General features: G+C 42.8%; 18 protein-coding genes, 4 tRNA genes and 1 pseudogene. 11 read left to right on the plus strand and 12 right to left on the minus strand.

The window, feature by feature from the left end:
• Positions 1-512 precede the first annotated feature (512 nt).
• The 8 genes from H9653_RS05600 to H9653_RS05635 form a co-directional block, all read right to left on the minus strand.
• Positions 513-587, minus strand: a tRNA-Thr gene (locus H9653_RS05600).
• A 112-nt stretch (positions 588-699) separates the two neighbouring features.
• A tRNA-Gly gene (locus tag H9653_RS05605) sits at positions 700-773 on the minus strand.
• A gap of 85 nt (positions 774-858) precedes the next feature.
• Positions 859-942, minus strand: a tRNA-Tyr gene (locus H9653_RS05610).
• A gap of 64 nt (positions 943-1006) precedes the next feature.
• Positions 1007-1082 (minus strand) — tRNA-Thr (locus H9653_RS05615).
• A 305-nt stretch (positions 1083-1387) separates the two neighbouring features.
• Positions 1388-2410, minus strand: coding sequence for an FHA domain-containing protein (locus H9653_RS05620; RefSeq protein ID WP_191691078.1), 1023 nt, complete (start codon positions 2408-2410; stop codon positions 1388-1390).
• Positions 2411-2523: 113 nt separating this feature from the next.
• Positions 2524-3378 carry an RsiV family protein gene (locus H9653_RS05625; protein WP_191691080.1) on the minus strand — a complete coding sequence of 285 codons (855 nt, stop codon included), beginning with the start codon at positions 3376-3378 and terminating at the stop codon, positions 2524-2526.
• Positions 3379-3577: 199 nt separating this feature from the next.
• Positions 3578-5173, minus strand: coding sequence for a peptide chain release factor 3 (locus H9653_RS05630; protein ID WP_144298043.1), 1596 nt, complete (start codon positions 5171-5173; stop codon positions 3578-3580).
• Positions 5174-5346: 173 nt separating this feature from the next.
• A complete protein-coding gene (locus tag H9653_RS05635) occupies positions 5347-6264 on the minus strand; it encodes a hypothetical protein (protein ID WP_191691082.1) in 918 nt (305 codons plus the stop codon).
• Positions 6265-6568: 304 nt separating this feature from the next.
• On the opposite strand from H9653_RS05635, the gene H9653_RS05640 reads away from it, so the two are divergent.
• The 4 genes from H9653_RS05640 to H9653_RS05655 all read left to right on the plus strand — a co-directional run bounded on the left by H9653_RS05640 (position 6569) and on the right by H9653_RS05655 (position 11538).
• Positions 6569-6982 carry an organic hydroperoxide resistance protein gene (locus tag H9653_RS05640; protein ID WP_144298045.1) on the plus strand — a complete coding sequence of 138 codons (414 nt, stop codon included), beginning with the start codon at positions 6569-6571 and terminating at the stop codon, positions 6980-6982.
• A gap of 245 nt (positions 6983-7227) precedes the next feature.
• Entirely contained in the window at positions 7228-10194 is a 2967-nt protein-coding gene (polA, locus tag H9653_RS05645; RefSeq protein ID WP_191691084.1) for a DNA polymerase I, read from the plus strand.
• Positions 10195-10485: 291 nt separating this feature from the next.
• Positions 10486-10950 carry a hypothetical protein gene (locus tag H9653_RS05650; RefSeq protein ID WP_225211629.1) on the plus strand — a complete coding sequence of 155 codons (465 nt, stop codon included), beginning with the start codon at positions 10486-10488 and terminating at the stop codon, positions 10948-10950.
• A 246-nt stretch (positions 10951-11196) separates the two neighbouring features.
• Positions 11197-11538, plus strand: a complete 342-nt coding sequence (locus H9653_RS05655; protein ID WP_068404012.1) for a hypothetical protein — start codon at positions 11197-11199, stop codon at positions 11536-11538.
• Between the two features lie 83 nt (positions 11539-11621).
• On the opposite strand, the gene hemH is transcribed toward H9653_RS05655, so the two are convergent.
• The gene (hemH, locus tag H9653_RS05660) at positions 11622-12641 is read right to left on the minus strand and encodes a ferrochelatase (RefSeq protein WP_191691086.1); all 1020 of its coding nucleotides are present in this window, start codon (positions 12639-12641) and stop codon (positions 11622-11624) included.
• A 553-nt stretch (positions 12642-13194) separates the two neighbouring features.
• On the opposite strand from hemH, the pseudogene metX reads away from it, so the two are divergent.
• From metX to trhO, 4 genes and pseudogenes are all read left to right on the plus strand, one after another.
• Positions 13195-14514: pseudogene (gene metX, locus H9653_RS05665) on the plus strand (homoserine O-acetyltransferase MetX); the annotation flags it as partial.
• 26 nt (positions 14515-14540) lie between these two features.
• Entirely contained in the window at positions 14541-15158 is a 618-nt protein-coding gene (metW, locus tag H9653_RS05670) for a methionine biosynthesis protein MetW (protein WP_191691090.1), read from the plus strand.
• A 422-nt stretch (positions 15159-15580) separates the two neighbouring features.
• Positions 15581-16162 carry a tetratricopeptide repeat protein gene (locus H9653_RS05675; RefSeq protein ID WP_191691092.1) on the plus strand — a complete coding sequence of 194 codons (582 nt, stop codon included), beginning with the start codon at positions 15581-15583 and terminating at the stop codon, positions 16160-16162.
• Positions 16163-16408: 246 nt separating this feature from the next.
• Positions 16409-17464 (plus strand): oxygen-dependent tRNA uridine(34) hydroxylase TrhO, encoded by a 1056-nt coding sequence (trhO, locus tag H9653_RS05680; RefSeq protein WP_191691094.1) that lies wholly within the window; start codon positions 16409-16411, stop codon positions 17462-17464.
• Between the two features lie 99 nt (positions 17465-17563).
• Here the strand turns inward: trhO and H9653_RS05685 are convergent, their stop codons facing one another.
• On the minus strand, positions 17564-18097 hold the full coding sequence (locus tag H9653_RS05685) for a DUF488 domain-containing protein (RefSeq protein WP_191691096.1): 534 nt from the start codon (positions 18095-18097) through the stop codon (positions 17564-17566).
• A gap of 344 nt (positions 18098-18441) precedes the next feature.
• Positions 18442-19668 carry a phosphoglycerate dehydrogenase gene (gene serA, locus H9653_RS05690; protein ID WP_191691098.1) on the minus strand — a complete coding sequence of 409 codons (1227 nt, stop codon included), beginning with the start codon at positions 19666-19668 and terminating at the stop codon, positions 18442-18444.
• Positions 19669-20063: 395 nt separating this feature from the next.
• Between serA and H9653_RS05695 the strand changes: the two genes are divergently transcribed.
• Positions 20064-21533, plus strand: a complete 1470-nt coding sequence (locus H9653_RS05695) for an FAD-binding oxidoreductase (RefSeq protein WP_191691100.1) — start codon at positions 20064-20066, stop codon at positions 21531-21533.
• Positions 21534-21640: 107 nt separating this feature from the next.
• On the opposite strand, the gene H9653_RS05700 is transcribed toward H9653_RS05695, so the two are convergent.
• Positions 21641-22270: a BLUF domain-containing protein gene (locus H9653_RS05700; protein WP_191691102.1), complete on the minus strand. Its 630-nt coding sequence runs from the start codon at positions 22268-22270 to the stop codon at positions 21641-21643.
• A 695-nt stretch (positions 22271-22965) separates the two neighbouring features.
• On the opposite strand from H9653_RS05700, the gene H9653_RS05705 reads away from it, so the two are divergent.
• Both H9653_RS05705 and H9653_RS05710 read left to right on the plus strand, forming a co-directional pair.
• On the plus strand, positions 22966-24603 hold the full coding sequence (locus tag H9653_RS05705) for a carbon-nitrogen hydrolase family protein (protein ID WP_191691104.1): 1638 nt from the start codon (positions 22966-22968) through the stop codon (positions 24601-24603).
• Positions 24604-24721: 118 nt separating this feature from the next.
• A complete protein-coding gene (locus H9653_RS05710; RefSeq protein WP_191691106.1) occupies positions 24722-25285 on the plus strand; it encodes a protein disulfide oxidoreductase in 564 nt (187 codons plus the stop codon).
• The last annotated feature ends 111 nt before the right edge of the window (positions 25286-25396 follow it).

A 25396-nucleotide genomic window follows, 5' to 3' on the forward strand; every position in this document is an offset into this window, starting at 1 on the left:
TGTCCGATGGTACCGACGTTGACGTGTGGCTTGCTGCGTTCAAACTTGGCCTTTGCCATGGGTATTTCCTCTTTATTGATGAATCTTTAACAATCAAAGATCGGTAAATAGCTGTTTGACGGCTCATGATGCGTAATAACCATCAAACCGTTGACGCTATGGTTTAGCTACTAAAATGAATGTATTCAAGATGCTTACTAGCTTAATCACATGTTTATATATGGGCATTATACTTGTTTTTCAATCGCTTGCATATTGTGCTAGTTGCTAGCGCGCATTGACAAAACAGCTTTTTATAGATATTGCTAAAAATTAGATTTATAAACCTACTGACAGCACTAAAAGGCAACACCTTAGTGTCACCTTTAAATGAGTAACTGCCACACTCTATTTATAATTTTCAATATTTTATAATTCGATATTGCTACAATATTTTGTAAAATACATTGTCTTGTCTGAAGATGATGCTTTATCAAAATAGTAAAGCATATAGACAAGGCTTGAACAATAAATGGAGCTCATATTGAGAATTGAACTCAAGACCTCTCCCTTACCAAGGGAGTGCTCTACCGCTGAGCTATATGAGCATGCTTTTAAAAACTACAGTAGCCAACCCATGGGTTGTACTAAAAAAAATATCACGATACAGCTAATAACCGACTGTCGTGATGTTTGATAGTTGCTGCGATGGTGCATATATGGAGCGGGTGGCGGGAATCGAACCCGCGTCATTAGCTTGGAAGGCTAAGGTGTTACCATTATACCACACCCGCATTTACTCTTATATTATTTGACTTTAATAGTAAGCCATTCAATATAAGGAGTATGCTTGGCGCTAGGACAAACTTAGAACAAATATGGTGGTGGGAGAAGGATTCGAACCTTCGAAGCTTTCGCGACAGATTTACAGTCTGTTGGGTTTGACCGCTCCCCAATCCCACCTAGATTGCTTGATACAAATCACTTCAATTGAAAGTAAATTCATAAAAAGCGACTTTGAAAGAGATGGTGCCGACTGCCGGGATCGAACTGGCGACCTACTGATTACAAGTCAGTTGCTCTACCAACTGAGCTAAGTCGGCTTGTTCTCTCAAAGTGGTGGCTATTCTATCAAATATTTTGCTAGACGCAAGCCCTTTTTCAGTTTTTTTAGCTTTATTTTCATAAAAGCTGTCAAACACTTGATTGTATTGCTATTTTTTCTAACTTAAATTTACCGCTATTTTTAAAGCTAAATTGATGAGACATCATTTAAAGCATAAACTGCCCGCTTTTATTGCATGGCTTTATAAAAATTGCATAGTTTTTTATGAAATTCATCATTTTTATAAGCGAGCAACTGCTTTATTTCTTTGAGAATGCCGTTTAGTTTATAAAGATAGAACTCTTACATGCTGCCTTTATTAAACAACCATAGCGCGAGGCCAATGATTAAAATAGCAATAAATACCCAGATAAACCAGCCACCACTCGGTTTTTTCTCGGCTTGTCCCGCATTGGCAGGATTATTAAGCGCTTGATCCATGGCATTATTACCTGATGTACCAAGGTCGCGCGGCTGACCCAAATTGGCCGTGCCCGAAAACTGGGCGGTAGCGGCTTGCTTAGCGCGTAGGACGTCAGGATCCGCTTCTTCTTGCAAGGTGGTCGTCGTGGTCTTATCATGCGCTGCAGCATCGCTGTCATATTGAGCCTGACGAATCGCACTCGGTGCTGGTTTATCGACAACTGGTGTGCTAGTTGAAGTTGACGGTTCATTATTATCAGCTACTGACAATACCTCATCGATTCCAGTTTCCTTGATGACTGGCTCTTTGGCAATAGGTTCGTTGATTATAGGCTCGTTAATTACAGGCTCTGCAGCAACAGTTTCTTTAACGATGGGTTCTTGAATACTAGTTTCTTCAATTGTTGGCTTTTTATCTGCTGCTTCGCTAACGACTGGCGCTACAACGGCAGATTCGGCCGCGGCTGGTATCGATTCAGTAGACGTAGCAGCGTTCGTGCTTAATACTGGCTCATCCGACACAGCTGGAGCAGCTTGTTCATTATCTAAGGTCGCAGCAACGGGCGCACTTACCTGAAAGTCAAAACTTGCAAAGCCTAGCGTATCATTGGCATCAAGGCGCTGAGATTTATTGCCCTCAATCCGCTGCTCATTGATAAAAGTGCCGTTCGATGACTCTAAGTCCTTAACGTATAGCTCCCCATTTAACACGCTCAAGACCGCGTGATTGCGCGACACTTGCTTGCTACCGAGCACCACGTCATTATCGCTACCGCGCCCAACAGACAGGCTGTCACTGACGCTCAAGGTCAGATCGCCTAGTGCTTCGGTTAGGGCATTAAGTTGCCAAGTTGCATCCTCTGTCGTCACAGGTGTATGGGCATTTTCTGTATGGTTTGTCATGTTATCACTCCTTATTTTTATAAAATATTCAATGGCTATTTTTAGCTAACAACTTTCTATAAACGCCTGTTCTTATACAATTACCTTCATCCTGGATAAAATTATTGTTGATATTATTTAGCTATAAAGCGAGGTTTTATAATACCGCCAAGCTTGTTGTAAGGAATACTCAGTACAGGCATTCCGTATGCGTAGGGGCCGATAGAATAATGCTGATAACGAATATCAATCCCTTTATCAGTCAAGGTTACGTTCTCACTTAAGGTAAATGGCCAGTTTTTCTCATAGCTTGCAGTATCTTTATCCACCGTTTTTACCCAGTCTTTATAAGCATCATAAGCTAAAGCTTTAAATTTTGATTTCTTGTTAGGCTGCAGCATATCTGTTAATTGGATTTGTTTTTTGCTTTGTTGATCAAATATCAGATACTCGCTATATGGCATGCCATGAGCGCCACCAGTGAAGACATAAGAGTTTATTTCAAACAGCTCAAAATCATTCACATGACCCAAATATTCAGGCGTCACCATTAAGCTATAGACGAAAATGCTGTCTTTGGGTAAATCAGCAAACTGCGCGCTAACAAAACCGTCGATGGCAGCTTTGACCTCGGCTGGGCTACTTTGCTTGGTGATGGGCGCGGACTCCGTTGGCTTACTATTTACCACTAAATTATCAATACGCGCATTGGCAAGCTTATTTATCCAAGCATGATTGGTCTTAAGGTACTTCACTTCAATATCTGGACAATTATCACGCGCTGTACATTTTTCCTGTATTTTTTTCGGCAATTCATATTCTAAATATTTGCTATGACTAATCAAGCTACTCGCCTGCGCTGATAGGCTTAACGCCCCAAGTAATAAACCACTACTTAGCAACGTAACCAAACGTCCCACGCTGCGCTGAGATGGGAATGGTTGAGTAAATTTTGAGTTATTGTTATGAATGTCAGTTGTAGATTTCATATAGACTCTTTCACGTACAAATAAGGTTTATTGATATTCTACCGTAACTATTACGCCGTATTGTAGGCGCACTGTTTGTGTTTTTGAGTACTTAATGTTGAGGCGGGCACTTATATTTGGCTGCAAAAAAATTTTTCGTAATAAAAAAGACACGATAGCGTGTCTTTTAAAAGTAAGAATAAGAATCCATAAGCTAATTTTAATGCTCGCGCGTATTGCTAAAAGTAATCTCAGGATAGCGGTCTTGCATCAGCTGCAAGTTCACCCGAGATGGCGCAAGATAGGTCAAATAGCCACCACCATCTATTGATAATTGGTCATGGGCTTTTTTCTTAAACTTCGCCAACGCCACTTCATCATCACAATGAATCCAGCGTACGGTCGCAATCGATACCGGCTCAAAGATACACTGAACTTTGTATTCTTCTTTTAGACGGTGGGCGACCACTTCAAACTGTAGCACACCGACTGCACCTAAGATTAAATCGTTATTAATCTGCGGCATAAAGACCTGCGTTGCGCCCTCTTCGCTTAACTGCTGTAAACCTTTTTGCAACGCTTTTGATTTAAGCGGGTCTTTTAGCACCACACGGCGGAACAATTCAGGAGCAAAGTGCGGAATACCAGTAAAGTTTAATTCTTCGCCTTCGGTAAAGCTGTCGCCAATCGAAATGGTTCCGTGGTTATGTAAGCCAATGATATCACCTGGATAGGCTTCTTCTAACGCTTCACGGTCACCTGCAAGGAAAGTCAAAGCATCGGCAATACGCACGTCTTTACCCAAGCGCACGTGCTTCATTTTCATGCCTTTTTCGTACTTGCCAGAGCACACGCGCAAAAAAGCAATGCGGTCACGGTGACGCGGATCCATATTGGCCTGAATCTTAAACACAAAACCGCTAAATTCGGTTTCGGTTGCGGCGACTTCGCGCTCATTGGTCGGATGCGATTTTGGCGGTGGTGCATATTTAATCAAGGTATCAAGTACCATGTTGACGCCAAAGTTACCCAGTGCCGTCCCGAACAATACAGGCGTCATCTCACCTTTTAAAAACGCCTCGACTTCAAAGTCTTCGAGTGCCATTTGTACCAGCTCAAGCGATTCTTCAAAAGAATCAAACATCAGCTTGCCCAAGCGCTCACGGATATCAGGATAATCGTAGCCTTCGCGCGTTTCAGAGACTGTCATCTCACCGCCATGACCCTTTTCATATAGGTAAGTTTTGTTTTCGGTTAAATGATAAACACCAACGAAATCTTGCCCCATACCAATCGGCCACGTGACCGGAATACATTTAATCTTTAATACTGCTTCGATTTCACTTAATAGCTCAAGCGGCTCGCGAATCTGACGGTCAAGTTTATTAACAAATGAGATGATGGGCGTATCACGCATTCGGCAAACTTCCATCAACTTGATGGTCCGCTCTTCGACACCTTTTGCGCCATCGACCATCATCAGCGCACTGTCTACCGCGGTCAGAGTACGATACGTATCTTCACTAAAGTCGGCGTGACCCGGGGTGTCTAGCAGGTTGACCATATGGTCTTTATAAGGAAACTGCATGACCGAGGTGGTGATAGAAATACCACGCTCCTGCTCCATACTCATCCAATCAGATGTCGCATGACGGTCAGTTTTGCGGCCTTTTACTTCACCAACCACCTGAATCGCCTGCCCCCATAGCAGCAGCTTTTCGGTCATGGTGGTCTTACCCGCATCGGGATGCGAGATAATGGCAAAGGTGCGGCGTTTGGCGACTTCTTTGCTTAATTTCTTTGGATCTACGCTCATAATTTCGGCTTCAACGGTTGTGTGATTTAGAAATCACGCTAAATAAATAGGATAAATAATGGGCGTATTGTAGCGGATTTAGCGTTTGCTTGCAGAATTAGCGCATAAAAAAACACTCTCTAATGAACAAATAGAGAGTGATGATATTTTTTATCCTTAGGTATTTCTAAACGTTAATAGTAGCGCTTGATTTCTCTTTCTAAAAAGTCAGCGGCGACATCATTGACAATCGTGCAATCGACCACACCGCGAAAGCTGTTGGTATTTGGATTGCTACTACCTTTGGCCACATAATCCGCTTCATAAATATCTTTACTATATTCAACCCCGTTATACTGATAAGCCGGTTGGTCTTTATATTCAAAAAACATCACTTGCGCCGCTTTTTGCTTATTATTGATACCAACGCCAAACCTTGAGGTACTATAATCTCTATCATCATTAAAACGTGCTTCGGCTGCCGCAACCCATTTATCAAGCGACGAGTATCCTGTGTTGTCTTTTTCGTTAAAGGCTAAAAATGCGCGCTCGCTGCTGACAACGGGAATATAGCAAACCGAGCCTGCTGGAAAGGCTAAATTGGTTGGCAGCTTAGAATAGTGATTTAAGGCCGTCATAATGCCGCGACTGTCGCTTAACGTAACGCCTGCATTATAACTATCCGCTTTCACATCTGATAAATCTAAGGTTTTATAAGTGGTTTGATAATTGAACTTGTTATTGCTGTTTTTTTCATAAATAGGTCGTTTGACCGTGCGCCCACTGACTTCAATATTTTTGTGTTCCAATCGTCCTTCGAACTTATCGGCTAGTACCGTTTTGTCTAAAGTATTTAAACTTTGATTGCTGTAGTTATTGACAAGATTTCTGGTTTTAATCTCATAATTACCGGTACGGTAGGTTTCATCGATGCGCGCAATCGCAGTCGCATTGGCTTTACTGTCATAGCTATCAGCAAATCTCGTTAGCGTTATATTATTGCTACTGCCTACGCCAAAAAACACGTCCTCTTCTTCGCAGCCGCTGAGCGCAAGTGCCATTAAAGAGACGATACTTGGTAATAAAATCCATTTATTTAGCGAGGCATTCATTAAACAATGTCCTTACGATTAGACGCTTTTTAGCTACTTTGGTTACTGTAATATGTTAGTAAAATACTTTTTGTGATTAGTTTACATTAATAGTATCGTTATTTATATATCAAAATCCTACTATTATGGTTTTAGCAAACTCCGGTTAGACATTTTAGCAAGTTACCATTTCTAAACTTGCGCGATACGTTCAGCGTTACCCACTGTGCTAATCTAAGGAGTTACTATGTAAAATCGCCTTTTAAGGAAGGTCACATAGTAGATAGATCATTTAATTATAAAAATCAACAACAAAGGATGTGTTATGAAAACATTGTATTCTACACAAGCTACCGTTACTGGCGGCCGTACTGGTAATGCGAGTCTAAAAGATAGTGATTTGACCATTAACATGGTCGCACCGGGTTCTGGTAAAGACGGTAACAATCCAGAGCAGTTATTTGCTATGGGTTATGCTGCTTGTTTTGATGGCGCACTGGCAGCGGTCAAAGGCGAAGAAAAAGCAAAATTTGACTCGACTACCGAAGTATCAGTAGATCTAATGAAAGGCGAAGGTTTGGACTTTAAATTGGCAGCAAAAATCCATGTAATCGGTGAAAATACAGAACTATCGGCCGATGAATTTCAAAAACTGGTCGAAAAAGCCAATAAAGTCTGCCCATACTCGAAAGCCACCCATGGCAATATCGATAGTGAAGTGACGTCAGAAGTAAAATAACTCTTAGAAAGAATATTAATTAGTCAGAAGAAAACTGATAAAAGAACTCAGCTGGTCTGGGTTCTTTTTTATTGGCTGGTATTTAGGTTCTTAACTGCTAGTTTTTTACCAACCATTTATTAGTTCGCCATCCATTCGGCAAGAAGGTATTTTATCGTTATAATGAAGCTATCTTTTCATCCAATTCTTTATTCAATATCTGTTTTTACCCAATACTTGCTGCCCAATTTGATAAGTGACTTTCTATGACCGACAACGATCACAACTCGCACTCGCCCATTAATCCCAATACGCTACCAAACTTTGCCACCATGCCAAATGTAGCGACCATGGATACTAGCCATGTCAATAAAGAGCAGCCGCCTTTTATTTTAGTCGACGGTTCTTATTATTTATTTCGCACCTATCATGCCTTGCCAAAGACCATGCAAAACTCTCAAGGGCTGGTCACCAACGCCATACGTGGGACATTAAATGCGTTATTAAAACTCATGCGCCGTTATCATCCAACCCATATGGCGGTCTGCTTTGACACCAAGTCACCAACTTTTCGTCATGCGATGTCAGAGGAATATAAAGCCAATCGACCAAAAATGGATGTGGAGCTTGCCGAGCAAATTCCTTATATTCATAGTTTGGTGGTGGCATTAGGGATTCCACTATTGCGTATCGAAGGCGCAGAAGCAGACGATATTATTGGCACTCTAGCCCATCGCGCCGTTGCCGAAGGTCATCATGTGGTTATCTCGACCGGTGATAAAGATATGATGCAGCTGATTAATGACTGCGTGATACTAGAAGACAGTTTTACCGGTAAAGTCACTGATAGCGCAGGCGTAGTGGAAAAATTTGGCATTAATCCTAATCAAATGATTGACTTTTTAACGCTGATGGGCGACTCCTCTGATGGTATCAAAGGCGTACCCGGTATCGGTAAAAAAACCGCCAAAGACTTGCTTAACGAATACGGCAACATTGATAACATGCTCAAAAACGTCGCCAATATCAAAGGACGCGCTGGCAAAAATCTGGTCGAATATGCCGACGACATTCCCTTTAATGCGCAATTGGCAACCATCGTCACTGATTTAGAAATTGGTCAAGATTGGCGAGATTTAAAAATCAATACCGACCCGTGCGCTCATATCGATGAGCTACGCGCGCTCTATAGCGAGCTTGAATTTAGAAATGAGTTGGCATCACTCGACCATCCCAATCATCCAGCCAATGCTAATGGGAATGGGGCGCAAAGCGTTGCCGACAGTCAAGCAGATGCCGAATCGCAAGCGCAAATCGCCAAATCGCTACAATCAAGTATTATCGATAATATCAAAGACAGTAAAACTCATGATAAAGCGTGGCACACGGTTTTAGATGAACCTGCTTTTGATAGCTTGGTTACATTATTAGAATCTGCACCGCATTTTGTCATTGATACCGAAACCACCAGCGTTTATTGGCGTCAGGCTGAATTGGTTGGCTTGTCTTTTGCGGTAAAAGCTCACGAAGCTTATTACGTGCCGCTAACTCATAGTCTAGAAGGCGATGAGCTGACTACCAAACAGCTTGACCGCAATATGGTTTTGACGCGCTTAAAACCCATCTTAGAAAATCCAAACATTGGTAAAATCGGTCAACATTTAAAATATGATGCCCATATTCTTAGCTTTTATGATATCGATCTATTAGGCAGTATTCATGCCAAACCTAATAACTGGGCGATGGATACCATGCTTGCCAGCTATGTGATTAACGCAGCCGCTACTCGCCACGGTATGGATGATTTGGCGCGCCATTATTTGCATACGCAGACCATTAGCTTCGAAGACGTTGCTGGTAAAGGCGCAAAGCAAGTAAGTTTTGACCAAGCTGCCATTGATTTGGCCAGTGATTATGCCTGTGAAGATGCCGACATTACCTATCAGCTGTTTGAGTTATTTAGCGAAAAACTGGCGGCAGATGAAAACAATGCCAAGCTGCTACACGAGTTAGAGATTCCAACGGCTGAGATACTTTGTCAAATGGAAGCAAATGGCATTTTAATCAAGCGCCCATTCTTAAACGAGCTATCGCAACGTTTCGACGAAGAAATCATTGCGCTAGAAAAACGCGCTTATGAAGTCGCTGGTGAAGCATTTAATCTTGGCTCACCAAAACAGCTCGGTGAGATGCTGTTTGAAAAGCTAGGCGTTGCGGGCGGTAAAAAAACCAAGTCAGGTCAATACTCAACTGGCGAAGCGGTATTATCAAAGATTAACCACCCGTTGGTAGAAATTGTCCTTGAATATCGCGGCTTATCAAAGCTTAAAAGCACCTATACCGATGCACTCGATAATGTCGCAGATAGCGAGACTGACCGCGTGCATACCAGCTACCATCAAGCATTGACCAGCACCGGACGCTTATCTTCAACCGATCCTAACTTACAAAACATTCCTATTCGTACCGCGACCGGTCGTCTGATTCGCCAAGCGTTTATTGCCCCAGAAGGTCGAGTGATTTTAGCCGCGGATTACTCACAAATTGAGCTACGTCTGATGGCGCATTTTTCAGGCGATGAAAACTTAACCCGCGCCTTTAATGAAGGCTTAGATATTCACACGGCAACGGCTGCTGAAGTATTGGGCAAAGCCGTTGAAGAGGTCAGCGCCACTGAGCGCCGCAATGCCAAAGCCATTAACTTTGGTCTGCTCTATGGTATGAGTGCCTTTGGACTGGCTAAGCAGCTACAGATGAGCCGCGGCGAGGCGCAAGATTATATCGATATGTACTTTGAGCGTTATCCAAGTGTCAAAGACTATATGATTAATACCCGTGCCAGCGCTTATGAAAAAGGTTATGTTGAGACAATATTAGGCCGTAAGCTTTATACTCCTGATATCAATCATAGCAATCGTATGGTCAAGCAAGGCGCTGAACGTGCAGCAATTAATGCCCCACTACAAGGCTCAGCGGCGGATTTAATCAAGCTTGCGATGATAGCGGTCGATAAAGTATTGCCAAAAGAGCACGCAAAAATGCTGCTGCAAGTCCATGATGAACTGGTGTTTGAAGTCGATAGCGATAAGGTCGATAGTATTCGTCAGCTGATTACCGACGCTATGCAGGATGTCCTGACCACAACGGCTGTTGCAAAAGGCTGGAATGTGGACTTCGCCGTACCGTTATTGGTTGAAACCGATATTGGTAGCAATTGGGACGAAGCGCATTAATGACTGAAATAAAAGAAAAGCCTAAACGATAGCGTTTATAAATGCTAATAGCCGTAAGCTTTTCTTAGCAGTATAATAAGTCTACGTTAGATGGTTTTTTTACCGCTTGGTTTTTACCTGTTAATGCTTTAAATATTGGTTTTTACGCGGTAATTTACGATATAAAGTGAGCCTTCGCGCTCACTTTTTTGTTTTTAATACTAGGAGCGTTCCATTTTACATTCAGATAGCGTCATCGAACTACCAGGTATCATTATGTTATTCGCCTGCATATTCCGCTGTGCTCAATATATGAAACAAAGTCAGCTCAAACTGGGTCAATATTTTTGGTTGGCATCCGTATTAGTGTTTTTTGCTGTGATACGTCGTGAATTAAACTACGTGCCTGAACTCTTTATTCCCAGTAATTTTTCATTTTTGAACCATTCTTATGATTGGTGGGAAGACGCTGTACTATTAACGGTCTATCTACTCATTGTGGGTTTTTTGACCTATAGCTGGCGTTATCTATGGGCTGTATTAAAAAAGGTACCACTATCCCTATATCTCACTGTAGTTGCACTGGCATTGTTAGAGTATATGGGTGAAAACGCCATCCTAATCCCTGAAAGCATCGGAGAAATGGTCGAAGAAATTGCAGAAACCAGTGTTTATGCGATTGCCTTGATTTACTTGTGGCGGTTTAAACTTGGCGATTTTGAAAATTATTTTTTACATCAACCAAATCAACACCAACCTTGCAATGCCAATTACTAGGTTAACTATTCTAAGTTAACTGTCTAAAATAGTTTTTAGAAAAATAATTAACGCTAAAACCTTTTTATGGCTGCCTACTTAACTCGTACTGGCAGCCGCTTTTTATCTATCCTTACATTTTTTGCACATCCTGTGACACCTCACTACTATTAGTTGCAATTATAACGCGGCAAACTGATAAGCATAATTTTGATAATTATAAACAACCCGTTTAATCGTAATTATAACTATAATGAGGACATAACCATGGACAATTCAAAAACCCCATTACCAGAAGAGATGGATCATATCGAAGGCGATAGCAGCATTGATGATAATGAAGACGGTAGCCAAGAGATTGATTTAAACAATCCTATGCTGCACACCTTTGATGACGATGATGTCATCGACAATAGCGCAGGATTTAATAATTCTGAAGTCGGTACGGACGCCACCCAAGGACTGACACCGATACATCGCCAAAATATCGATGAAGCTCGGATTGATGAGGTGTTGGTCGAAGACAATCTAGACGATAAAGATTATCCCGATATTGTCGATATCGCAGACAGAGATGCGGCTAAAGTTTCTAATGATGATAATTTTTAGACATTACACCTGAATAAAACAGCAAATAATTTAGAAAAAAATACCGAACATTATGTCCGGTATTTTTTTATTTAAGAAAACTATTAAACCCAGCCATCGAGTGTATCAGCCCAGCCTTTAACCAACGGCAAACTCAATGCTTCAAGCAAATCAATATGCGCCTCATCTAGGTTTAATGCTGGAATATAATGATACTCTTGCCCGCCTGCATTTAAGAAATTATCACGGTTCTCGATTGCCAATTCTTCCAGTGTTTCTAAGCAGTCCGCAGAGAATGCCGGACTAATCACTTGTACCGAACGCACCCCAGATTTGCCCCAATCTTCTAATACCACATCGGTATACGGCTTGACCCATTCTTGCTTACCAAAGCGTGACTGAAAGCTGATAATCCACTCGTCATCTTGTAGACCAAGTTCGTGCGCCACTTGCGCGGCGGTACATTTGCAGCGTCTTGGGTACGGATCGCCTTTATCGGCATAAGGCTGCGGAATCCCGTGAAAGCTAAACATCAACTTTTCAGGCTTGCCATGCTCGGCTTGAAAGCGGCGAATCGAGTTAGCCAATGCTTGAATATACAGCGGATGCGCAAAGTAGTCTTTGACAATGCTATAGTTTGGCAAGTTGCGTTGCTTTAGCGTCCATTTGGTCAAGGCATCATAGACGGCACCGCCAGACGATGCCGAATACTGCGGAAATAATGGCAAGATAACAAAATGGTCAACGCCCTCGCTTTTTAGTGTATCCATCACGTCAGGCAAACCCGGATTGCCATAGCTCATCGCTGCATGTACAGAAACACGAAATGGCGCCACGCTATTTGCCAAGCGCGGCTCGAGCAGCTCAACTTGGCTGTTTAATATTTTGCGAATGGGCGAATCGCCTTCCCAAATACTGGCATAGGCTTTTGCTACACGTTTTGGGCGACTTGGTAGAACAAACAGATTTAGGATAATCGCCCATAAGAATTGAGGGATTTCAATCACGCGCGGGTCGGACAAGAACTGTTTTAGATAACGACGGACGGCGGGCGCGGTCGGCTCATCTGGCGTACCTAGGTTGACTAATAAGACGGCAATACGGGGCGGCAATTGAGGTTTCATAAGGGCATTATCTATTATTGGATTATGTTATGGCAAAGTTATAGGCTTTAATCAGCTAAAGGGTACTTCAAAATTCATATATTTTAGCCATTTATTTAGCAATAGTACTATTAAGTCTTAATTAACCGTACTTAGCAATTATCAAAATATACTAAGCAGACGACAGTCAATCACATACCAAATAATGGTTAAATAAAAAGGCTGATACTTATCATCAGTGTAGCATTTTATCCACCGAAAACGCAGGGCGAAACGCTTGATATTTAGAATTGCCATACCGTTAATACCCCAGCTACTGATACTTTGCTTGAAAGACTGCCTATCAAGGTTGTACTCCTAGGCGCATCGCCATACAATAGACAAGCTTATAATAAGAAAGTAGTTAGACCATTACTGTCGCCATTCTAGGTTTGTTTTATTTATAACCGTTTTTTATCCATGACCATTTTTTTATCCATAACTGTAACTGTTGTTTTGTGAGGTAGCTTTGAGCGCACGTTCTGATAGTACCAGTGAGCATTCCACCAATCATTCTGCTAATACGACCGATTCTATCGATTTGGTAGGCTCAGTTGGCCTCGTCACGCCGCAGACTTTTCATTTCGCTGAGCCATTGACCTTAGAATGCAATCGCACCCTACCCTCATTCGATTTAATCTTTGAAACTTATGGCACGCTCAATAGCGACAAATCAAACGCCATTTTGATTTGTCATGCCTTATCAGGTAGCCATCATGCGGCAGGCTTCCATAGTGACGACGATAAAAAAGCAGGCTGGTGGGACAATATGATTGGCCCTAATAAAGCCATCGATACCAATCAGTTTTTTGTGGTTTGCGTCAATAATATCGGCAGCTGCTTTGGCTCTACTGGTCCAACAACCATCAATCCAGATAGTCTAAGCGATGAAGGTGAAGCGCAGGTTTATGGCCCTGACTTCCCCCTTGTCACCATTAAAGATTGGGTGAAAACCCAAGCCATGCTCTCAGATCGCTTGGGTATTGAAGTTTGGCATGCCATTGTCGGTGGCTCAATGGGCGGCATGCAGGCCATGCAATGGTCGGTCGATTATCCAGAGCGCTTAAAACGCTGCGTGGTCATTGCCAGTACACCAAAGCTTTCTGCGCAAAACATTGCCTTTAACGAAGTCGCGCGACAATCCATTCTCTCGGATCCTGATTTTAAAGACGGGCGTTACTTACAGGCGGGTACTTATCCTCGGCGTGGGCTGATTCTTGCACGCATGGTCGGTCATATCACCTACTTGACCGATGATGCGATGAAAGCGAAATTTGGCCGTGATTTAAAATCTGGCAAGTTTATGTATGGCTACGATGTCGAGTTTCAGGTTGAGAGCTATTTGCGCTATCAAGGCGAACGCTTTAGCGAAAACTTCGATGCCAATACTTACTTGCTCATGACCAAAGCGTTAGATTATTTTGACCCGACGCGTGATTATCCTTCAGCAGCAGACTCATCAATACAATCCTCGGCAGAGCTAGAAACCTCCCTCGCCGCCGCAGTAAAAGCCGATTCTACCGAGAATGAGCTTGATAAAACGCTAAATAATAGCGCCACTATTGATAATACTGACAACGCTGATAACGTCAATGTAGTCAATGCAAAAGAGCTGAACGCGCTAAAATCTGCCTTTGCTCATACGCAGTGTCAGTATTTGGTGGTGTCATTTACCACCGACTGGCGTTTTGCGCCCGAGCGCTCACAAGAGATTGTCGATGCGCTGATGGCAACAGGCAAACCAGTCAGCTATATCAATGTCGACGCCCCACACGGTCATGATTCGTTTTTATTCGATATTCCACGTTATATGGGTGCAGTTAAAGGCTTTTTGACCGCGCCATTTATTGCTAATCGCTTGAAAGCCAAAGGAGCACGCTCATGAGAATGGATCATCAATTGGCTGAGCGTTGGATAGCGCCGCACTCGCATGTGCTGGATTTAGGCTGCGGGAATGGCGAGTTGCTCGCGCATTTACAGCAAAATCTAGGCGTCACCGGTTACGGACTTGAGATTGACGAAGACAAAATCAATGAGGCCATTACTAAAGGCTTATCCATCGTCGAGCAAGACCTCAATGATGGTTTGAGTCGTTTTGCCGATAATAGCTTTGATACCGTGGTTATGGCGCGCGCCCTGCAAGCGGTAAAAGCACCTGATATATTGCTGCTCGATATGCTACGCGTCGCCCGCGAAGCCGTCATTACCTTCCCTAACTTTGCCCATTGGCAAAACCGCCTGCATTTAGGCTTAAAGGGGTTGATGCCAGTTTCAGAAGCGCTCCCTTATGAGTGGTATAACACCCCAAATATTCACTTGTGTACCTTTAAAGATTTTGAGCAGCTGTGCGCGCAGCATGATATTCATATCATTAATCGCTTTGCGGTCAGTGATTCTGAAAAAGGGTATAAGCCACTGATGACCGCATTAATCAGACAAGCGCCCAATCTGCTCGCAGACGTCGCTATTTATCGGGTCACCAAACAAAAACCTGCTTAATAGTGAGGTTTATACGCTTATTATTAACAAAAATTTAAGTAAAAAGGTAATAATGTTAACCTTAATAGAATGTTAATTTATTCTTACGCTTAAGTAACTCTATGATTTTATTGAGGACCGCGAGGTATAAGTAGGCATTAAATCGTGTAATTAGTATTTGAGTTTCGTAAGTTTGGGTGTTAAGCTAGCGAAATAGTGTCAGTCATACCCCATATACGACCGTTTATCGGATTTTTTAACCGTCTATCGGCTCTATTTGAGGCAAGACCCACTAAATATATAAATGTTATTGCTAATGATTAGGTAAGAAGGTAGCGCAAAATTTCACCTAATTGTTATCGCCGCCTAACTGTCTCAAGCGAGACCATTTTAGCGGTGCAACTTTTTCTTTTGCTTATTAACTGCCTAATTTTGGAGCTGCTATGAAATTATTAAAAGCTGCGTTGTTTACTGCCTTGTTTTCTTGTACGGGCCTTGCCAACGCTGAGTTAATATCAAACGTGCCACTTGATACCTCACGTTTCGAGCTAATGCCTATCAGTGAGCTGTCTGCCAGCGCTGCCCAAGGTAATAACCACGCCCAGTTTTACTTAGCCAAGCGTTTGCAAAAAGGTGAAGGCGTCGCCCAAAACACCCAGCAAGCTATCCAGTGGTATACCAAGGCCGCTCAGCAAGGCGTTGCCCCTGCTCAGTTGAATCTTGCCATCATGTACTTGCGCGGTGAAGGCGTTCAACCTAACTTGCAACAAGCGCGTCTATGGTTAGAAAAAGCCGCGATGCGTGGCGATAACCGTGCCAGCTATACGCTTGCCCTGCTCGATGAAAAGCAAAAAAATCTGGTCGATGCTTATAAATGGTATGACTTAGCTGCTCGTGATGGCATGCTGGATGAAAAAGTCCGCAATAAAGCACGCGGTAAAATCGGTCAATTGGCATTGAACTTATCAAGTGCTGATATCGCTAGCGCGCGTAGCAAAGCCGATACTTGGTTCCAAAGTAAGTAAACTCTAATTTAGACTTTACACAGTAAATATAAAAAAGCTCAGTATCATACTGGGCTTTTTTATTTGCCATTTTTATGATCTGTCATATTTCGATGAAATTATAGGAGGATAAAACCTCCAAAACCTTTTTAAAATTTGTTAAACTACGCCCGCATTAGCCAATTCCACAATTGCGCTAGTGTTATAGCTAATCTACATACTTAAACCAATGCACTAGGTTTGCGACCTAGCCAGCAGGAGAAACACATGAGTACCTCACAAACGACTGACGTACAAGCGTCAACCCACGCCACCGAATACGATAGCGTCATCAACAATATCGTGGTTGCCGCCCTTTATAAGTTCACCCGCTTTGCCGATTTTGAGCAATATCGTGAACCAATCTTAAACACCATGCTAGAGAATGACGTCAAAGGCACGTTATTAATCGCCAGCGAAGGTATTAACGGCACGATTTCTGGTAACCGCCAAGGTATTGATAACGTCTTAGATTATTTGCGCAGTATCGAAGCCATCGGCAGCTTTACTTTTAAAGAGTCGTATACCGATGCCCAGCCTTTTTATCGCACTAAAGTGAAGCTAAAAAAAGAAATCGTCACTATGGGCGTGGAGAATATCGACCCATTACAATCGGTTGGTCGCTACGTAAAGCCAAGCGAATGGAATGCGCTTATCTCAGACCCTGACGTTATTTTGATTGATACCCGTAACGATTACGAAGTACAAATCGGTACTTTTCAAAACGCGGTCAATCCAAATACTGAAACTTTCCGTGAGTTTCCAGAGTATGTGGCAAAAGAGCTAGATCCTGCGAAACATAAAAAAGTCGCTATGTTCTGTACCGGCGGCATCCGCTGTGAGAAATCGACAGCCTTTATGCGCGAGCAAGGCTTTGAAGAGGTGTATCATTTAGAAGGCGGTATCTTAAAATATTTAGAAGAAATTCCAGCCAGCGAGTCCATGTGGCAAGGCGATTGCTTCGTCTTTGACAACCGTGTCTCGGTCAATCACAATTTAGAGAAAGGCAATTACGAGCAATGCTTTGCTTGTCGTATGCCAATTACTCAAGATGATATGCAAAGCGCTGCCTATGTTAAAGGCGAGTCGTGCCCGCACTGTATCGATAAAGCAACCGTAGAACAAAAAGCGCGTTTTCGTGAGCGCGAGCACCAAATGCAGCTGGCTAAAAAACGTGGTGAGGCGCATATCGGTAGCGATGTGATTGACGTGATTGAGAAGCGTAAAGCGGCTAAGATTGAAGCTCGCCGTCAAGCGGAAGCCGCCAATAAAGCCAAAGCTTAACGGCGTTAAGGTTTATTAAATAAGGCTTGTTAAATAAGAGTTGTAAAAAAAGAGTTGTAAAAAAAGAGGCCAACAGCGTCTCTTTTTTTGACCGTTTTTTTATACCGCTGGATAAATTACTTGGTCTTGACTATTTAGCTCAGCCCCAGGTGTTGGCTTAGCAGGATCTAAGCGGCCAACGCCCATAATATGCTCTACCCTATAGCCTCTAAGCAGTAAATAATCGGTAATGATACGCCGATGGCAACGCCACCATACTGCTTCAGAACACATAAGGGTAAGACGCTGTTTTTTCCCGAGTTGAATGAGTTGATCGAGGGCGGCTTGAAAAGTATCACTTAACGCATAATCCGCATAGTTATGAAAAGCTTGCACGCGCCATAGATCATTAATCTGTTCATCGACTTGCTTTTGTTTCGGACGTCGCCCGCCAAGGTCGGCACAGTGCTGATAACTGATGCCAACTTGACTAAGCGCTTGCGGGAAAGTATCGATATTAAAAACAGGGTTGGTACGAGAACGCGGAAAGCTGCGCACATCGATGAGCAGTTCGATATCGGCTGCTTGAAGCATCTCAGTCAGCTCATCAAGGCTACGGGTCGAATGTCCAATCGTATAAAATGTGGTAGTCATAATTTAAGCCATTGTTGAATTGTCGCATCATTGTTTTAAAGTTTGTTGTCGACATTTTATTTTGCATGGTCTTGTCTTAAATGGTTCAGTGGTTTTTCTCATTTAATATTAACTGGCTTGAACTTGCTCACTCATTAGGACTTTTGTAGGACTATCGTGGTTGAAGGTCGCTAACGCAGCAAAATCAAGCAAAGCAAAGCAAACCAAATCTCTACTACTTATAACGATACCCAACATAAAAAAATAGCAGACAACCACCAAGGTCATCTGCTATTTCATTGAACTTACTTTAAGACGTTAAACGTATCTTTATACCGTCAGTCTTAAGCGTTATGAATAATCTATTAAAATAAGATACGTACGCGAATGGTTTCTTCAACATCCTTTAGCTGATCTAGAGCGGCGCGTGAATCGTTGTAATCTACGTCCATCACTAGATAGCCAACGTCACCTTCGGTCATGAGGCTTTGCGCTAAAATATTGATATGCGCTTCGGCGAACAGGCGGTTAATCTGTGACAATACGCCTGGGACGTTTTTGTGGATATGCAGCAGACGATGCGTGCCTTCTTTAAACGGTACAGAAACTTCTGGGAAGTTTACGGCTGTTGCGGTATCACCTTGGTCAGAGTAACGAACAAACTTATCGGCAACTTCAAGACCGATATTTGCTTGCGCTTCTTGGGTTGAACCACCGATATGCGGCGTCAAGATGACGTTGTCAAATTTACGCAGTGGTGACTCAAACTCTTCATCTGCTGATTTTGGCTCTTTCGGGAACACATCAATCGCTGCGCCCAAGATTTTACCTGACTCAAGGGCTGCTGCCAAATCATCAATCTCAACACAAGTACCACGAGCGGCATTGATAAAGTAGCTGCCGTCTTTCATATGGGCAAACTGCGCCGCGCCCATCATATAGCGCGTGCTTGGTACATCAGGCACATGCAAGGTGACGATATCAGCGGTTGATAATAGCTCTTCTAAGCTACCAACTTGGACGGCGTTACCCAGTGGCAATTTGGTCACGACATCATGATAGATGACTTTCATGCCAAAGCTTTCAGCCAATACCGACAATTGCGAGCCGATAGAGCCGTAACCAACGATACCGATAGTCTTGCCACGCACTTCATGGGAGTTGGTCGCAGATTTGCCCCAACCACCGCGATGGACGGTGGCATTTTTTTCAGGGATACCGCGATATAGCATGATGGCTTCGGCAAGTACCAGCTCAGCCACCGAGCGGGTGTTCGAATATGGCGCGTTAAAGACAGGGATACCCAAATCACGAGCGGCGTCCAAGTCGACTTGGTTGGTACCGATACAAAAACAGCCAATACCGATCAGCTTGTGGGCGTGCTCAAGCACTTCACGCGTCAGCTGCGTGCGCGAGCGAATACCGATAAAGTGAGCATCTTTAATCTTTTCGATCAGCTCATCTTGATCTAGGGCGTGACTGATATTCTCGATGTTATGGTAACCAGCCCCTTCCAATACTTTTAACGCATTGTCATGTAGACCTTCAAGCAATAAAAACCGGATCTTGTCTTTTTGTAGTGATAACGCCATGTGAGAACTGTCCTATAATTGTCTTATAAAAATCATCAGTGGGATAAGTCTGATGGATGAAACGAAAACAGTCTGGATATCTTACACAAAATTTGGCAGCGATGTTAGCAGATTAGATGAATTATTGCTTATCAAGCCTGAAAACTTTTTATGCTATAGTGAATCATGGTATATAAAACTTATAACCAAACCTTATTAAACTGTTTTTTAATGATTTAGGCGAGACAGATAGGCGTATGACAGCATCTCCATCTATCATTGCGCTACGCGCTCGCTTATACTTATCTAAACCTACTTATTTATATAAACACAGTTAGCACCGCTGGGTTATATCCATTTAGCGATATAATAATCCCTTTTATGCATAGCGCTTGCGTTTCTACCGAGATTTGACCATGACTTCTTTAGCTAGCCAAAGCAATACTACCGCTCAAAATGATTCTCAAACCACTACCAGCCATACTGCTGCTGTCCAAAGCATCTTAAGCAGCTTGCTTGATGTCCATCAGTTTGACCCCAGCCAAATCAAAACCGATAGCGAGAGCTTAGAGCACTGGGGCAAAGACTGGACCAAACATTTCGCGCCTGCTGCTGCCGCTATAGTCTTTCCAAAGACCACCGAGCAAGTACAAGCGATTGTCCTCCTTGCCAATGAGCACAACGTGGTTTTAACCCCAAGTGGCGGTCGTACCGGTCTGTCTGCTGGAGCGGTAGCCGCCAATGGTGAGATTGTCGTCAGTATGGATAAGATGAATCATATTGGACAGTTTTATCCTGCTGACCGTATGGTTGAGATTGAAGCCGGCGTGGTCACTGAGCAGCTGCAACAGTTTGCCGAATCAAAAGATTTATACTATCCCGTCGACTTTGCTTCAGCAGGTTCCAGTCAAATAGGTGGCAATATTGGCACCAATGCTGGTGGTATTAAAGTGATTCGCTATGGCATGACCCGTCAATGGATTATGGGGCTGACTGTGGTTACTGGTAAAGGTGATATCTTGCAATTGAACCGCGGTATGGTAAAAAACGCCACCGGTTATGATTTACGCCAATTATTTATCGGTAGCGAAGGTACGCTTGGTCTAGTCACTCATGCACAAATCAAGCTTGAGCGTCAGCCACAAGACTTAAACGTCATGGTCTTAGGCATGGACAACTTTAATGATGTCATGAATGTGCTATCTGCCTTTCAAGCGAAAATTGATTTGACGGCGTTTGAGTTCTTTGACGATGTGGCCATTGATAAGCTGATGGCGCACGGTCAAGTACAAGAGCCATTTGAGTCGCGTACCAAGTTTTATACGCTATTAGAATTTGAAGCGCCGTATGAGCCTATCATGGACAAAGCCATGGCTATCTTTGAGGAGTGCATGGAGCAAGGTTGGGTCGTCGATGGGGTGATGAGTCAGAGTCTGGCGCAAGCTGAAGAGCTGTGGAAGCTGCGCGAGTATATCTCTGAAACCATCTCAGTATTTACCCCTTATAAGAATGACGTCTCGGTACTTATCAGCTATGTGCCTGAATTTATCGCCGAGATTGATCATATCGTCAGTAGCAACTACCCTGACTTTGAGGTCTGTTGGTTCGGTCATATCGGTGATGGTAACTTGCATCTGAATATCTTAAAGCCTGAAAATATGAGCAAGGATGATTTCTTTAGCGAATGTCAAATAGTCAATAAATACGTGTTTGAAACGGTGCAAAAATATGGCGGTTCGGTCTCTGCAGAACATGGCGTCGGTATGACCAAAAAGCCGTATCTGAATTATAGCCGTAGCGAGACTGAGATTGAGTACTTACGCGCAGTCAAAAAAGTATTTGACCCCAATAATATTATGAACCGTGGTAAGATTTTTGATATGTAATTGCTTCAATTTATTATTATCACGATAAGTTTGATGACATAAAAAATGACGCTAAATATCAAATTTTAGCGTCATTTTTATATTATCGTTTAGCGCAATAACGTGGTTTATAAATACAACAGCACCAAACCAACGATTAATAGCACACTTAAAAACCCTTGCACCACTAAAAAAGCTTGATGCGGGGCTGCAATGTGGCGCACCATATTACCAAGCGCGTTATAGGTAATGCCGGCTGCTTTGATATGTGGCGGGGTATCAAAGGTTTTGATAATTTGCAAAAACTGCTCGGTGCGCTCAGCTGACCAACCGTGCGGCGCAAAGGGTAGATACGGTGACAATTGCGCTGCTTGTTTTTTGGTGGCAGGCGACCAAAGCCAACGCTCCAAAAACAGCAAACGCATGCGCCAGTCTGAAAAATTACGCTGCGTAATCACTTGTAATACGAGCACTTGCACGTCTTTATGGCGCTTATCGGCAAAAATGCGCTGCGTCAACGCCGCGACTTTGGCTTTTTCACCTTCCATACATTGCAAAAAATGCCCATTGCCATAACATAACGTGCCTGTAATGCCGTGCTGCTCGTTATAATCACGCGCATGAGCTTCTACCTCATCAAATATTGCTGCATTTAACCGTGAAGCAAGCGTCAAGCTGCTGACATACACTAACTGTATCATTGCAGTATCTGCTATTTCATCTAATTTGCTAAAGGCATTAGCATGAGTTAGGGGCATAATAAAAATCCTAAAAGGTCACCATTGAAGGCAACCGAAAAAATACGCCATCTAAAATGACGTGTAAAAAATAAAAATATTACGGATAGTAAAGATGGTGCTTCACGAAAACTGAGCAATAAAATATGGTGATAAGACCTAGTAATAAAATCGGGCAACAAAAACCTAGCAAATAATTACGCCGCTTGTCTGTGATTGTTTATGGGAGTTGCTATCCTAACCAGCGCAAAGAGAAGCGTGATAATAAGCGTCATTTGTGCCATAAAGGGCTAAAAATTAAGTTACCTGCAGAAAGTATTTAAAATAAAGACAAAAGACGGTGGCAAAATCCACCCTTGTAAACTTGCTAAATCGCCTCATTAAAACAAATAATGACAAAGGCAGGATTTATAATGTGTGCGTATAACTCATTGTAAATGCAAAGATAAATGATTGTAACGTTTAAATAAGCCTATTGATATGCTTTTCTCGACATTATGGTCTAAAAAGTCGTAGAAAAATCTGGGCGCTGGCGTTTACTTTTAGCAATTGCATCTATGCGAAAACGCCTTTTACGTGCTTTTCTTACGACTTTTAATAGCCAATTTTTTATAAAAACCTTATTTATAGCTGCCCTTTCTAGCAAGATTTTTAGCAAAAAAACATTAATAACGATTTATTAAGACCGATTTACAGAGACGACAGACAGGAACATTATGAGCAAATTTGAAAAACTAGACGACTTTCACCTAACGATTGCTGAAATTAAGAAAAAAGACTACCCGCAGCTTAAAGCCTTGATGGATCGCGTTTATGTCAACTTGGGCGGTGCATGGTCAAAAAACACCATTCATGCTTTGATTGATGCCTTTCCCGAAGGGCAGATTGCGCTATTTGACCACGATGAGCTGATTGGCATCGTGCTCTCTATGCGCGTCGATTATAACAAGTTCTCTAACCCGCATACTTATGATGATTTAATTGGTCATAAAGAAATTATTAGAGACAATCCAGATGGCGACGCGATTTATGGGCTTGATGCATTAATCGACCCTGAGTATCGTGGGTATCGTTTGGGGCGTAGGCTTTATGATGCGCGTAAAGAGCTGTGCCGTCAGTTAAACTTCCGCGCTATTTTAGCTGGTGGTCGTATTCCCAATTATCATAATCATCAAGATTTGACCCCTGGCGAATATATTGAGGCTGTAGAAGCGCGTGAGATTCATGACCCAGCGCTGTCGTTCCAGTTATCAAATGGCTTTATTGTGAAACGTATTTTGACCGCGTATTTGCCAGATGATGCGCAGTCAAAAGGCTTTGCCACGCTACTTGAATGGGCGAATATTTATTATGAGCCGCAAGATTATAAGCCAAATACCCGTAAATCTGAGGTGCGTATCGGCGGTATTCAATGGCAAATGCGTGAGGTGGAGTCACCTGAAGAGCTGCTGCAACAAGTTGAGTTCTTCGTCGACATCATGGCCGACTACAACTCTGACTTTGCTTGTTTGCCAGAATTCTTTAACGCGCCCTTAATGGGACTGTGTGAATCGACCGATCAAAACGTTGCGATTCGCTTTTTGGCCGGTTATACCGAATGGTTTAAAAACGAGATTTCGCATCTAGCAGTCAGTTATAACGTCAACGTCATTACCGGCTCTATGCCGTTTTTGGACGATGATGATACTTTATATAACGTCAGTTATTTGTGCCGCCGTGACGGTACGGTCGAAGAGCAGCGCAAAATCCACATTACTCCGCATGAGCGTAGCGCGTGGGTGATTGAAGGTGGCGATGAGGTCAAAGTATTTGACACCGATGCTGGTCGTATCGGTATCTTGGTTTGCTATGATATTGAGTTCCCAGAGCTTGCGCGTTTGATGGCACTTGATGACATGGATATTTTGTTTGTCCCATTTTGGACAGATACCCAAAACGGCTACCTGCGCGTACGCCACTGTGCGCAAGCGCGAGCGATTGAAAACGAATGTTATGTGATGATTTGCGGTTCGGTCGGTAACTTGCCGCAAGTTGAGAGCTTGGATATTCAATATGCACAGTCGTCTATTTTCTCGCCATCAGACTTTGCGTTCCCGCATGATGCGATTATGGCAGAAACCACCGCCAATACCGAAATGGTGTTTTTCTCTGACGTGAACTTAGATAAGCTTATTCACGTTCGTAATGAAGGCTCGGTACATAATTTACTTGACCGCCGCGATGATTTGTTTAGCTTGAAGTGGAAAAGAAAAGCCAAAGTGCCAGCGAGTAAATTATCAGATGCTGAGCGCCGTGAAAACTCTGGTAGCGTGCTTATCGGTGACCCATTGCAAGACCGCGCGAAAAAACCTTAAGCGGTCATATTAAAAGACAAGCATTAAGCATAACAATCTAAAAATTATAATAATACGGCTGACCATTCAGCCGTTTATTTTTATCTACTAACATTTAAAGGCGAAAAAAGCAGCCATTATGACCTCTGATTCTAATCTTAATATTGCAAATACCCCTGAGACGCCAAAAAAAACGCCCAAGCAAAAGCTATTGTCGGTTGCTAAAAGCTTTCTTATATACGGCTTAGCATTTGCGGTCATTTATATGGCAATTAACTGGTGGCGCCAACCGGTCATGCCAGCCAATCCGCAATTGCAATTGACCGACTATCAAGGTCAAAGCGTTGATTTGGCAGCCATGAGTCGGGATAAGCCAACGTTGGTATACTTTTGGGGAACGTGGTGTCCGGTTTGTCGGGTGACCTCGCCGACGATAGATAAGCTTGCGGCGGCGAATAATTATCCTGTGGTAACGATTGCGATTAAATCCGGTTCTGACCAAGAGTTGCATAGCTACCTTGCCGAGCACAATTACCGCTTTACCACTATTAATGACCAAGAAGGTGAAATATTTGCTGATTGGCAAGGCCAAGTAACGCCGTCTTATGTGGTTTTGAAAAATGGCGAGATGACGCAAGGCTTGACCGGTATTCAGCCGCTTTGGTCACTCAAATTGCGTTTATGGTTATCAGAAGTTTTTTAACCCTTGGTCACTGGTATAAAATCTAATAAATGGTCAATTAAAGGGTCTAGACCTATGCTTTAATAGATGGCGCATTACTGCTAATCAATCATTGCTTTTGGCTAAAAATAG

Source organism: Psychrobacter communis (assembly GCF_014836505.1).
In the GTDB taxonomy this organism is placed as follows: Bacteria; Pseudomonadota; Gammaproteobacteria; order Pseudomonadales; family Moraxellaceae; genus Psychrobacter; species Psychrobacter faecalis.